This is a genomic window from Streptomyces sp. NPDC060000 (genome assembly GCF_042737375.1).
In the GTDB taxonomy this organism is placed as follows: Bacteria; Actinomycetota; Actinomycetes; order Streptomycetales; family Streptomycetaceae; genus Streptomyces.
In genome coordinates this window covers 195,198-207,639 of record NZ_JBHWUU010000001.1, presented here as the reverse complement: position 1 = coordinate 207,639, position 12,442 = coordinate 195,198, and the positions used below count along the sequence as shown (strand labels likewise).

The following is a 12,442-nucleotide window of genomic DNA, read 5'->3' as shown; positions in this document are numbered from 1 at the left end:
CTGGGCGTGATGGTGGGTTGCCTTGTTGCCTTTCCCTAAAAAGTCGCGGGGCGGGCTGACGGCCCGGCGCCCCCCGCCCCCGTGCACCACCTTCGGAAGGACCGCCATGATCTCCACCCTCCAGTCCCGCATGCTGCGCGGGGCGGACGGTGACCCCGCCCCGCGTCTGGCGTACGGCGCCGACTACAACCCCGAGCAGTGGCCCCGGGACGTGTGGGAGGAGGACGTCCGGCTGATGCGGGAGGCCGGCGTCACCGTCGTCTCCGTGGGGATCTTCTCCTGGGCCCGTATCCAGCCGGGCCCGGACACCTGGGACTTCGGCTGGCTCGACGAGGTCATGGACCTGCTGCACGCGGGCGGGATCGGCGTCGACCTGGCCACCGCCACCGCCTCCCCGCCGCCCTGGCTCACCACCGCCCACCCGGAGATCCTGCCGGTCACGGCCAACGGTGAGACGCTCTGGCCGGGCGCCCGCCAGCACTGGCGGCCCACCTCGCCCGTCTTCCGCGAGCACGCCCTGCGTCTGGTCGGGAAGATCGCCGACCGGTACAAGGACCATCCGGCCCTGGTCGCCTGGCACGTCTCCAACGAGCTGGGCTGCCACAACATCTACGACCACTCGGACGACGCGGCCCGCGCCTTCCGGGTCTGGCTGCGCGCCCGCTACGGCTCGCTCGACGCCCTCAACCACGCCTGGGGGACGGCGTTCTGGTCGCAGCGCTACAGCGACTGGGAGCAGATCCTGCCGCCGCGGCTGGCCGCCTCGCACCCCAACCCGACCCAGCAGCTGGACTTCAAGCGCTTCTCCTCGGACGCGCTGAAGGACCACCTCGTCGCGGAGCGGGAGATCCTGCGGGAGATCACGCCCGGAATTCCGGTCACCACCAACTTCATGGTGATGGGCGGCACCAAGGGCATGAACTACCCGGACTGGGCCGACGAGATCGACTTCGTCTCCAACGACCACTACGTCCACCCCGGCCCGCAGGACCGCGACGAGCTGTCCTTCTCGGCGAACCTCGTCAGCGGCATCGCGAGCGGCCGGCCGTGGTTCCTGATGGAGCACTCCACCAGCGCCGTCAACTGGCAGCCCGTCAACGTGGCGAAGCGGCCCGGCGACCTGGCCCGTGACTCGCTGCTGCACGTGGCGCACGGCGCGGACGCGGTGTGCTTCTTCCAGTGGCGGCAGTCGGCGGCCGGCGCCGAGAAGTACCACTCGGCGATGGTGCCGCACGCCGGCGCGGACAGCGACCTCTTCCGCGCGGTGGCCGACCTCGGCGCCACGCTCAAGGCCCTTGCCCCGGTGGCGGGTTCGGAGCGGGAGCCGGCGGCCGTCGGCATCCTCTACGACTGGGAGTCGTGGTGGGCCAGCGAGCAGGACTCGCACCCCAGCGCCCTGCTGGACTACCGGCAGGAGGCGCTCGACTGGTACTCGGCACTGCTCGCCCTCGGCGTCCGCGCCGACCTCGTCACCACCCGCGCCGACCTCTCCCGGCACCAGGTGCTCATCGCGCCCGTGCTGCACATGGTGCCTGCCGAGCTGGCCAAGGAGCTCACCCGCTACGCCGAGCAGGGCGGCCACCTCGTCACCACGTACTTCTCCGGGGTCGTCGACGAGAACGACCACATCTGGCTGGGCGGCTACCCGGGCGCCCTGCGCGACCTGCTCGGCATCCGCATCGAGGAGTTCGGTCCGCTGCTCGCCGGGGAGTCCGTGGAACTGGACGACGCCACCTCGGGCAGCCTGTGGACCGACCGCATCACCCTCGCCGACGGCGACACCGAGGTCCTGGCGCACTACCGCACCGGTGTGCACGCCGGACGCCCCGCCGTCACCCGGCGCCCGACCGGCGGCGGCTCCGCCTCGTACGTCTCCACCCGGCTCGGCGTCGACGGGCTCAGCTCGCTGCTGCCCCGGCTGCTGGAGCCCGCCGGGGTCAGCAGTGAACTCCCCTCGGACGTCCGGGGGTCGGTCGAGCTGGCCGTCCGGCGCGGCGCCGAAGGCCGGTTCCTGTTCCTGGTCAACCGCACCGACGACACGGTGCCGGTGACCGGACTGGACGGAGAGGTGCTGATCGGCACCGGCGGCGCGCAGGGCGGCCTCGTCCTCGGGCCGCGGGAGGTCGCCGTACTGCGGCAGCCCGGTATCTGACGTCACCCGTTCGCCCTCCACGACTCCTCGGCACGGCACGCGGCCGGGCCGAGGGCCATCCCCTGCTGCCCGCGCGGCAGCAGGGGCCCACCACAGCGACCGCACCGCAGTTGGGAGCACAGATGGCACGCCGTACCCGCAGCAGACGGACCCTCGGGGCCGCCGCACTCACCGCACTGGCCACTGGGGCAGCGCTGTTGAGCGTCCCCGTACAGGCGCACGCCGAGGCCGCCGTCACCGTGACGCCGGACCCGTCGTACGCGCACGACGAGTTCGAGGGCTGGGGCACCAGTCTGGTCTGGTTCGCCAACGCGACCGGCGACTACCCGCCGGCGGTCCGCGAGAAGCTCGCGGATCTGCTCTTCGGCGACGACGGTCTCGCGCTGAACATCGCCCGCTACAACATCGGCGGCGGCAACGCCCCGGACGTCACGGACTATCTGCGGGCCGGCGGCGCGGTCGAGGGCTGGTGGAAGGCGCCCGCGGGCACCACCCGCGCGGACACCGACTGGTGGAGCGCGGACGACGAGGCGGACTGGAACGAGGACGCCGACGCGAACCAGCGGTGGTGGGTGGAGCGCATCAAGAAGGACATCGACCACTGGGAGACGTTCAGCAACTCGCCGCCGTGGTTCATGACCGTCAGCGGATATGTCTCCGGCGGCTTCGACGCGAACGCCGACCAGCTGAAGACGGACTCGGTCGACGACTTCGCCGCCTACCTCGCGGGCGCGACCAAGCGGCTCGAGAAGTCCGAGCACATCAAGGTCGACACCATCGACCCGTTCAACGAACCCAACACCGGCTACTGGGGCACCCGGCTCGACGCGAACGGCCGGCCCGTCAGCGGCCGTCAGGAGGGCGCCCACATCGGGCCCGCGCTCCAGCAGAAGGTGCTCGCCGCGCTCCCGTCCGCGCTGCAGAAGGCGAAGGTCAAGGCGGACATCTCGGCGATGGACGAGACCAACCCGTCCATCTTCGCGACGAACTGGAACTCCTACTCGCAGGCGTCCAAGGACGCCGTCGGGCAGATGAACGTCCACACCTACGGCACCGGGCAGCGCACCACCGTGCGTGACCTCGCCAAGGCCGCCGACAAGCCGCTGTGGATGAGCGAGGTCGAGGGCGACTGGGGTGACGGGCAGAGTTTCACGGACATGCGTCCGGGCCTCGGGCTCGCCCAGCAGATGGTGAACGACCTGCGCGAACTCGAGCCCAAGGCCTGGGTGTTCTGGCAGCCGGTCGAGGACTACGACAACATGAAGCCCGGCGGCGAGTCCGCGAAGGGCGGCAACTGGGGCTCCATCCAGCTCCCGTTCAGCTGCACCGCGGCGGACACGCTCCAGTCCTGCCCGATCTTCACGAACACCAAGTTCGACACCGCGCGCAACTTCACCCACTTCATCCAGCCCGGCGACCAGCTGATCAAGGTGGACGACACCTCCAGCGCCGCCGCCGTGACGAAGAACGGCAAGGGCGCCTCGGTCGTCCACGTCAACTCCACCACCGCGGCCCGCACGGTCACCATCGACCTGTCGAAGTTCGGCACGATCAAGGACAACGCGAAGGTCACGCCGACCGTGACCAGCGCCGACGGCAAGCTGCAGCAGCAGGCCTCGATCAGGGTCGTCGACGGCAGGGCCACCTACACGGTCCCCGCCCAGTCGGTGACCTCGTTCGCCATCAAGGGTGTCTCCGGCGTCGCGGAGAACGCGGGCCTGTTCGCCAAGGGCCACTCCTACACGCTGACCGGCGTGCAGAGCGGGAAGGCCGTCACCGTCAAGGCCAACGGCACCAGCCTGGCGATCGGTTCGGCCAACGGCACCGTCGCGCAGCAGTGGCGGCTGGACGCCCGGTACGGCGAGACCGGCAACCGGCAGCGCTACGTCCTCGCCAACCCGGCCGAGGGCAAGCGCCTCGCCGTCCGCGACAACGTCCCGGTGGTCGAGCCCGACACCGGCGAGCGTGACCCCGCCACCGAGTGGATCCTGTCGACCACCGGTGACGGCACCTGGACCCTGGTCAACGTGGCCACCGGACGGCTCCTCGAGGTCGGCGGTCAGGCGACGAACGAGGGCGCTGCCGTCACCACCTGGCAGGCCAACTCCGGCTCCAACCAGCGCTGGAGGGTCACGGACGTGACTCCGTAACGCCTACCGGTCCGCTGTCCCCGCCCGCATCACGATCGTCGTGGTGCGGGCGGAGTGCTGTGCGGGGGCGGCCGCCGGGACGCGCTCCAGGACCCCGCCCGCGAAGACGTCGTACAGCGGGAGCGTCTCGAGGTGGACGTAGCCGATGTGGCAGTCGCAGACGGCGAGCGGGCAGGGGCGGGGGCGCAGGGCGGCGCGGTACGAACCGTCGTAGAGGTTGCCGAGTTCGGCGGGGACGAAGTGGCAGCGCCGCACGGTGCCCTCGCCGTCGACCGAGATCACGGACTCTCCGGTGCGGCAGGGCAGGCCGGCGCTGCTGTGCGGGTGGCGGCTGTACGGGAAGAGCGGGTCGAGGGCGGTCCACCGGTCGGCCTCGGCGTCCTCGTAGGTGTGGCCCTCGGCGGCGTTGATCCACAGGTAGACGTGCGCGGGCAGGTCGGCGCGCAGTCGGCGGGCCACGTCGAGATGCTCGGGCATGCCGACGACGCCGACGCTGAACCGGATGCCCCGGTCGGCCAGGTCACGGCACTTGGTGAGGAAGCGTTCGTACGGCGTCTGGCCCGGGTGGTAGGTGCACCACAGGGCCAGGGTGTCGGGGTCGGCTGCGGCGAACCAGTCGGTGCGGCAGCTGAGGTTGGTCTGGATCGCGACGCGGCGGATGTGCGGGAGGTGGGAGAGCTCGGTGAGGGCGCGCCGGTACCAGGAGCGGACCAGGCCCTCGCCCCAGGGGGTGAAGAGGAGGGAGAGGTTGTCGTCGGTCCGGGCCGCGGCCCACTCCGTGAACCGTTCGAGAGCGGCCCGGTCGGCGCGCAGTTGTGCCGTGCTGTCGCGTCGCTTGGCGAACGGGCAGTAGGGGCAGTCGTAGTCGCAGGAGGCGAGCGGGCCCCGGTAGAGCAGGGTCAGATCCACGGCGGCCGCGTCACTTCCACTCGTAGGCGGCCATGGCGGTTCGCACGGCCGGGGAGAACAGCTCGGGGCCGACGGCGTCGGAGTGGGCGAGGCCTTCGGGGGTGAGCCGGAGGGTCGTCGGGTCGGCGTCGGTCAGCCAGCCGCGGTCGGCGAAGCGTTCGAGGTCGGGGCCGAAGTCATCGGCGGGCGCGCCGCCGAAGCGCGCCCGGTAGTCGTCGAGGCGCAGGCCGTCGGCCTGCAGGAGCGATTGGAGGAGATGGCGGCGGCGCGCCTCGTGAGGGTTCATGGGGTGACCGACCTCGGCGTGGGCGAAGTCGGACGGGCCGGTGGAGACGTAGTCGTCGATGATGCCCCGGATCCGGTGCATGCCGACGGCGTAGTCGAAGGAGTAGTGCAGGCCGGCCGTGTAGGAGCGGGCGCCGCAGCCGAGGCCGATCATGCCGTCGGTCTGGCAGGCGTAGTCGTCCGCGCCCTGCGGCGGGGCGTCGGCGCGGCGGAACATGCGCATGGACTGCTGGGTGTATCCCTGCGCGAGGAGGTGGTCGCGGCCCGCGCGGTACAGCCGCAGCCGCTGCTCGTCCCAGGCCGGGTCGCCGCCCGTGTCCGGTCCCGGGCCGGCGCTGCGGCGGTCGAGGCCGGTCAGGGGACGGACGTAGAGCGGGTACAGATAGAGCTCCTCGGGCCGCCAGGCCAGGGCCGCGTCCAGGGAGTGCCGCCAGGTCCGCTCGGTCTGGCCGTCGATGCCGTAGATGAGGTCGATGTTGAGGACCGGGATGACGGTGTCGCGGACGCGGGCGAGAGAGGCCTCGACGTCGGCGCGGCGCTGCGGGCGTACGGCGGCCCGGGCCTCGGAGTCGACGAAGCTCTGGACGCCCAGGCTCAGCCGGGTGGTGCCCCGGCCGGCCAGGACGGCGAGGCGGTCGGCGGTGGCCGTGGCGGGCGAGGCCTCGACCGACAGCGGGACCGCGCGGAGGTCGGCGCCCATGCGGTGCTCGGCGATGTCACAGAGGCGGTCGAGCTCCGCGGCGGTGAGGAAGGTGGGGGTGCCGCCACCGAAGGCCGCCGTGACGAACCGGACGTCGTCCGTCTCCCCCAGCGCCTCCCGCACGGCGGTCGCCTGCCGTTCCAGGGCGTCCAGGTAGGCGCCGGTCAGGCCGTCGGGGGCGCCGATACGGGTGAAGAGGTTGCAGAAGCCGCAGCGGACCTCGCAGAACGGTATGTGCAGGTAGAGGGAGAGCGCGTCCTTGGGCTCGGCCGCCCAGAGGGCTTTCAGGGGCGGGCGGTCGGGGAGCCGGCGGTAGGCCGTCTTGTGCGGGTAGGCGTAGACGTAGTGCTGGTAGGGGCTGGTGCGGGTGGTCGGCTCTGCGGTGGTCATCGGCCGGCCTCCGTCGGACGGGGAGCGGGGTCGAGGGGTGCGGGCTCGAGGGGTGCGGGGTCATGGGGAGCGGGGTCGAGGGGTGCGGGGTCGAGGAAGAAGTGGGCGTACGGCACGGTCCACACGGACTCGTGACCGATGCGGTGGCCGGTGTAGCCGTCGTCGCCGTAGGCGGTGCCGTGGTCGGAGCAGACGATCGCGAAGCAGCGGCGCCTGCTGCTCGCGGCGGCGAACAGCCGCCCGATGTGCCGGTCCACGTACTCCAGCGCGGCGGCGTGCGTCTCCCGGCTGTCGCCGGTCTCGCGGGTAGCGCCGGGCAGATGGAACCAGTTCGGCTGATGCAGGGCGGACACGTTGACGAAGAGGAACAGCCGCTGTTCGTGCGGGAGCCGGCGTACGACGAGCTCGGCGCGGGCGATCTGGTTCTCGAAGGACTCGGGTGAGGTGACGCCGAACTCCGGTGCCCAGTGGGACTCGTGGAACAGGCCGGGCAGCACCGAGCCGAGTGGGCCCTGCTTGTTGAAGAAGCCCACTCCCCCGATGCACACGGTGTGGTAGCCGTCCTCGGCCAGGCCCGAGACGAGGTCGGGGGTGTCGTAGACGTAGGTTCCGCCCGCGGTGGTCTCGCTGCCCGCGAAGCTCGCCGCGAACAGACGCGGGTGCGGTCCGGGGGCGGCCGGGGTCGGCAGGAAGCCCGCGAAGATCGCCTGGTGGGAGGCATAGGTGAAACTGCCCGGTGCGTGCCGCTCCTCCCAGCGGCCGCCCGGGAGGTGGCGGGCCAGATGGGGGATGCGGCCGGCCGCCGCCAGCTCGGCGGCGACGTCATGGCGGAGCGTGTCGAGGGTGACGAGCAGGAGGTCGTGGCTGCCCACCACCTCGTTCATGTCGGGCACAGGGTGCGCGTCAGGCACGTCTCGCACGTCTCGCACGTCAGGCGCCTCGTGCGCGTCAGGCACATCGTTCATGTCACGCACATCGTTCATGCCTTGCGGTTCGTTCATGCCTTGCGGTTCGTTCATGTCGGGTTCAGGCATGCGGTGTTCCTGTTCTGTGCCGGGCGAAGTCGCCCAGGACGGCGGCCACTTGGGCCGCGTAGGTGTCGAGGCCCTCCGCGCCGCTGCCGGGCAGGCCGGTGAGCCGGGGCAACAGGTCACCGAAGGCGTTGACCTCTCCCACCGCGGCCCTGCGCCAGCCGACCGCCGGCAGCAGATCGACGCCGACGCACAGGGTGCGCGGGAAGCAGGCCGCGGCCCGCTCGCACACCCCCAGCAGATCGGCCCAGCGGGCGCCCGCCGCCTCGACGGCCTCCCTGACGGCGCCCAGGTCGCCCCGGCGGCCGCCGAGATGGAGGTTGGTCAGGGGCGAGCGGCTGGTGCGGACCACCGCGTGGGTGACGCGACCGGCCACGACGACGACCCTGAGGTCGGCGGCCCGGCCCTCCTGGGCGGCCTTCGGCAGCCAGCGCTCGAGGTGCAGGCCGTCCGGGGCGAGCGCGTCGACGATGGCCGCGATGTCCTGCTCGCGTTCGTAGCGGCGCACTCTGAGGGAGTTGTACAGGTCGCCGTCGGCGGCGAGTTCCACGGAGGTGGTGGCCCTGATCCGGCCGCCGCCACCCGACTCGACGGCGAGAACGCCCGAGGCGGACGACCCGTGCGCGGGCTTCACGAAGAGCCGGGGCATCCGGTGCTCGCGCATCGCCGCGCGGACGTCGTCCCAGCCGCGTACCGGCGCGCCCCGCGGGCCCGAGGTGGGTGAGGCGGGCACCGGGACGCCGGCCGCGTCGAGGACGGCGTGGCAGAGCCGCTTGTCGAACAGCACGGCGAGGTCGTCCGGGTCGTCGAGCCGGACGCCGCCGCGCAGGCTGCGCACCGCGGTGGTGAAGCCGGCGTACCAGCGCCCGGAGCCCTCGACCCGAGTGGGGTCCGAGGCGCCCCGCAGCAGCCGGTCGACCTCGGTGTTCTCGCCCGGTGAGTCCAGGCGGACGATCTCCTCGGCGGCGAAGTCGGCGCCCCCGTCGCGGAGTACCTCCGTCCACGGGACGACCCGCGGGGCCGGGAGTCCGGCCGCGCGAACCGCGTCCTCGAAGAGGGTGACCCGGCGGTTCTCCGGGTTGCCGACCACCGCGAGGCGTGGCCCGGGCGCGCGCTCCGGGCCGTCGCCGTGGGTGCCCGGCCACGGCTGTGTGCGCAACCCTTCGAGGAAGGAGGGATGGTGACCCATGGGCGGTGTGCTCACTCCCCCACGGCCACGTAGCGCCACGGCGTGCCGTCGTCGTCCGAGTCCTCCTCGGCGTCGTCGCGGTCGAGGTCCACCTCGACGCCCGCGGTCTCCACGGTCCGCCTGATGCGCTCCTGGAGGGATTCGCTCAGGTAGTGGTAGTGCAGGTCGAGCTTCTTGAGGTGGGTGAGCGGCTGCCCGCCGAGCAGGGCGGCCGCGCCCTCGTCGGTCAGCACACCCATGGAGAGGTCCAGCACCTCCAGCCGCGCCACCACGGGCGCGGACGCGACGGCCGCGGCGACGGCGTCCTGGTTCTCGCTGTTGCGCAGGGCGAGGTGACGCAGGCTCGGCAGCCGGGCGCCGGACAGGATCGGCTCCAGGTCGGCGATCTCGCTGTCGCCGCCGTACTCGGGGGTGCCGAGCCACAGGTCGAGGTGGACCAGCGCGGGCAGGTCGCTGGCACCGACCCCGCGCACGCCCTCGGCGGGCAGCCCGCCCGTCTCGATCACGAGTTTGCGCAGCGCGTAGTGGCTCACGGCGGGGAAACCCAGCCCCGATCCGCCGCGCACGCCGAGCTCCTCCAGCGCCGGGAACGCGGCCAGGAGCGGGGTGACGTCGGTCTGGTTGATCCAGGAGATCTCGCACTCCTCCCCCACCATGTCGCCGAGGAACACGGCCCGCAGCGCCGGGAACCGGTCCCGGGCGGCCACCAGCGCCTCGATGACGTCGGAGGGGTCCGTGTCGTAGGCCTCCTGCCAGGCGCCCACGATCAGGGCCTTGACGCGGGTGGTGTCGACGGCGGAGCAGAAGCGGGCGAACGCCTTCGTCCAGTCCTCGTCGGCGTCGTAGACGTCGCTGGTGACGCGCCAGGCGACAGCCTCCGGGTCGGCCAGGTCGGCCGTCCTGTCGCCGGGACCCGGGAAGGTGTGGGCGGGCAGCCGGTACAGCGTGTGCAGGTGCTCGTTGACGGTCATGCGGCTGCTCCCGGGTGAAAAAAGATGCGCGGTCCGTGATGTGTCCGCAGTTCTACCAACAGGCACTGACAACGCCCGTCGGCGGGGCCTCGGTCCGGGGGCCCCGGTCCGGCCCCGGTCCGGGGGCGTTGTCAGTGGTGGTCCGTACGGTCTTCCCTCATCAGGCCGGTGCGTGAAGCGTCCGGCGGGGAGGGAGGGGCCCGGCCGAGGTCCTCGCGGAGCTTCCGACACTCACCCCGGACCGCATCCGTTCCGAGGGGAACGCCGAATCGCGCCGGGTCGTGTGGGAGGTCCTCAACTCCACACCGGAGCCGGACGGGACGCGGCGCACCTACTGGCTGCGGGTACCGCCGCCGACCCGTACGGCGCGGGATGGCGTCGCCTGGACCTTCGGACCGGCGGCGGAGGTGTACGCGCCCGAGCGGCAGACGTGACCCCGGGCACCGTGACCCGGGGAGGACGTGGTCCGGGGAGGACGTGATCCGGGGAGCCTCGCGGCCGGGGCTCAGCTCTCGGCGGCGCGCGCCAGTACGTCGGCGATCTGGACACGGACCGCGTCCCGCGCGGCGGCGGGAAGCGCGCCCAGGTCCGTGCCCGCCAGGGCGTGCAGGACCTGTTCGGGGTCCGGGTCGTACGGCGCGCTCTCGCTGAGCACCTCGTAGCCGTCGCGCACGGCCACCCGCAGGGTTCCGGGGCCGTCGTCGCCGGCGTGCAGCGCGGCGGCGACGACGAGGGGCGGCGGGCCGCCCGCCTCGCCCGCCAGCTTGCGGTAGCCGCTGGCCAGGGGGGTGCGCCAGCGCAGGGCGAGCAGTACGTGACGCTTCGCCAGCAGCTCGGTCAGGTCGGTCTCGTACACGCTGTCGGGTTCCAGGACGGTGGCCCGGGCGTCGAGTGCGAGGGCCGCGGGGAGCAGACAGCGCAGGGTGCTGCCGACGATGTTGCCGCCGACCGTGGCGGCACGGCGCACCGCGCCGGTGCCCACGCCGGTGGCCGCCCGGTGCAACACTTCGGGCACGGTCGCGTCCACCCGGTGCAGCAGCACGGCCCCGCCGAGTTCCCCGGGGCCGACCGTGCCGGCCTCCGGCACGTTGCGCAGCGACACGGCCTGCTCGGGGAAGCCGTCCCGCTGCCAGCCGGCCCAGACGAGCGTGGCGCCTCCTACCGGTACCGCTCCCTCGGCCAGACACCGCTGCGCTTCGGATATCGAGGAGGGAAGACGCAACTGCACGACAACCGACCTGCCTTCCCTGGAAGTTCGTGGTGAGTGACACGGTGTCATCGTGTGTCCCCGTGGCACGCACCCGCATGATCAATGGCAGAACGGATTCTGCCCAGGCGGGCGGGGGCGCATACAGGGCTCATTGCTGCACCTTGAGCGACGTGTGATCGCGTTGCGCCCGGCCACCCTCCCCCGGGCCCCGGTCCCGTGCCGGGGGCGGAGTCGTCAGCCGGTCGACGCCAGCCATGGCATCGGGTCGGCGTAGTAGCCGTCGTAGATCACCTCGAAGTGCAGATGGGGGCCGGTGGACAGGCCCGTGGAGCCGACCCGTCCCAGCGGGGTCCCGGTCTGCACGGCCTGTCCCGCGGTGACGTCGATCGCGGACAGGTGGCTGTACGTCGTCTGGAGCCGTTTGCCCTCGATCGTGCCGTGGTCGACGACGACCCGGTTGCCGTAGGCCGTGGTCATGGCCGCGAAGACGACCGTGCCCGCCCGGGCTGCGGAGACCTGGGCTCCCTGGGGCGCGCCGAAGTCCACGCCGGTGTGCAGCTTGGTGACACCGGTCAGTGGGTGCTCGCGGGATCCGTAGGGGGAGGTGACGGTGAGGGTGGTGACGGGTGCGGCCAGGATCGCGTCGGCCAGGACGCCGCCGGCGGGCGGGTCCTCCCGGTCGAAGGCCTCGTACTTCGTCAGCAGGGCCTTGACCTCGCCGAGGTAGGTCTTCGCCTCGGGGGGGACGGCTCCCGCCCTGGTCACGGCGTCGGTGCCGACCGCGTAGGCGGCGAGGGTGAGATCGACCAGGTCCCCGTTGACGGTGCCGTCGGTCCGCAGGCCGGTGACCTTCCGGGCCAGAGAGCAGTCCTGGCGGCCGAGCGCCATGATGGCGTCGGCCGGATCGGTCGGCGAGGAGCGCCCGTTGCCGTCGTCGTCCTTGCCCCAGGCCTTCCAGCCGGTGTCGGTGAAGGCGGCGACGCCCTGCGCGCCGGAGCCGGTCGCGCTGTCGTTGCTCCAGCCGGTGAGCTGGTCGATCTGTGCCGCGAGGACGGACGGGGTGATGACCGTGCAGGCGTCGGCGGACTTGCGCAGCCAGGGGCCGTAGGTCGCGTTGACGCCGCCGGCGGCGTCCTGGGGTGCGCTCTCCTCCGCGCTCCAGTCGTCGGGGAGCCCGCCGGTCAGGGCGAGGAACCCCGCGACCGCGGAGAGGGTGACGAGGCCCGGGAGGACCAGGAGGGTGAAGGCGCCCGAGCCGCGCCGGCGGGGGCGGGGGCGGGGAGCGGGTGGTTCCGGGGCCGGTGCCTCGGCAGCCGGTGCTTGCGGAGCCGGTACTTCGGGGGCCGGTACTTCGGGGGCGGTGGCCTCCGGGCCGCTTACGGCCTCGTACGGAGGGGTCTCGACGGCGTGCTCGTCGCTCACGCGGCGGGCTCCTGACGATCGGTCACCGACCGT

At 72.6% G+C, this 12,442-nt stretch carries 9 protein-coding genes and 1 pseudogene; 3 read left to right on the top strand and 7 right to left on the bottom strand.

Annotation, left to right across the window (positions count from 1 at the left end; all coding sequences use genetic code 11):
- The first annotated feature begins 106 nt into the window (after window positions 1–106).
- The gene (locus ACFWBB_RS00855; protein ID WP_385265027.1) at window positions 107–2,152 is read left to right on the top strand and encodes a beta-galactosidase; all 2,046 of its coding nucleotides are present in this window, start codon (window positions 107–109) and stop codon (window positions 2,150–2,152) included.
- Between the two features lie 122 nt (window positions 2,153–2,274).
- Window positions 2,275–4,302, top strand: coding sequence for an RICIN domain-containing protein (locus ACFWBB_RS00850; RefSeq protein WP_385265024.1), 2,028 nt, complete (start codon window positions 2,275–2,277; stop codon window positions 4,300–4,302).
- 3 nt (window positions 4,303–4,305) lie between these two features.
- Here ACFWBB_RS00850 and ACFWBB_RS00845 read toward each other — a convergent pair whose 3' ends face one another.
- The 5 genes from ACFWBB_RS00845 to ACFWBB_RS00825 form a co-directional block, all read right to left on the bottom strand.
- Window positions 4,306–5,211 carry an STM4011 family radical SAM protein gene (locus ACFWBB_RS00845; protein WP_385265022.1) on the bottom strand — a complete coding sequence of 302 codons (906 nt, stop codon included), beginning with the start codon at window positions 5,209–5,211 and terminating at the stop codon, window positions 4,306–4,308.
- 10 nt (window positions 5,212–5,221) lie between these two features.
- Window positions 5,222–6,586: an STM4012 family radical SAM protein gene (locus ACFWBB_RS00840; RefSeq protein ID WP_385265019.1), complete on the bottom strand. Its 1,365-nt coding sequence runs from the start codon at window positions 6,584–6,586 to the stop codon at window positions 5,222–5,224.
- Complete coding sequence (locus ACFWBB_RS00835) at window positions 6,583–7,470, bottom strand: STM4013/SEN3800 family hydrolase (protein WP_385265018.1); 888 nt, start codon at window positions 7,468–7,470, stop codon at window positions 6,583–6,585. Before ACFWBB_RS00835 ends, ACFWBB_RS00840 begins: the two co-directional genes overlap by 4 nt.
- A 142-nt stretch (window positions 7,471–7,612) precedes the next feature.
- Window positions 7,613–8,806 (bottom strand): STM4014 family protein, encoded by a 1,194-nt coding sequence (locus ACFWBB_RS00830; RefSeq protein WP_385265015.1) that lies wholly within the window; start codon window positions 8,804–8,806, stop codon window positions 7,613–7,615.
- Window positions 8,807–8,817: 11 nt separating this feature from the next.
- The gene (locus tag ACFWBB_RS00825; RefSeq protein WP_385265012.1) at window positions 8,818–9,777 is read right to left on the bottom strand and encodes an STM4015 family protein; all 960 of its coding nucleotides are present in this window, start codon (window positions 9,775–9,777) and stop codon (window positions 8,818–8,820) included.
- Window positions 9,778–9,962: 185 nt separating this feature from the next.
- Between ACFWBB_RS00825 and ACFWBB_RS00820 the strand changes: the two are divergent.
- A pseudogene (locus ACFWBB_RS00820) lies at window positions 9,963–10,211 on the top strand (DUF6745 domain-containing protein); the annotation flags it as partial.
- A 71-nt stretch (window positions 10,212–10,282) separates the two neighbouring features.
- On the opposite strand, the gene ACFWBB_RS00815 reads toward ACFWBB_RS00820, so the two are convergent.
- Complete coding sequence (locus ACFWBB_RS00815; protein WP_385265009.1) at window positions 10,283–11,005, bottom strand: FAD binding domain-containing protein; 723 nt, start codon at window positions 11,003–11,005, stop codon at window positions 10,283–10,285.
- A gap of 216 nt (window positions 11,006–11,221) precedes the next feature.
- A complete protein-coding gene (locus ACFWBB_RS00810) occupies window positions 11,222–12,409 on the bottom strand; it encodes a M23 family metallopeptidase (protein ID WP_385265007.1) in 1,188 nt (395 codons plus the stop codon).
- Window positions 12,410–12,442: the final 33 nt, after the last annotated feature.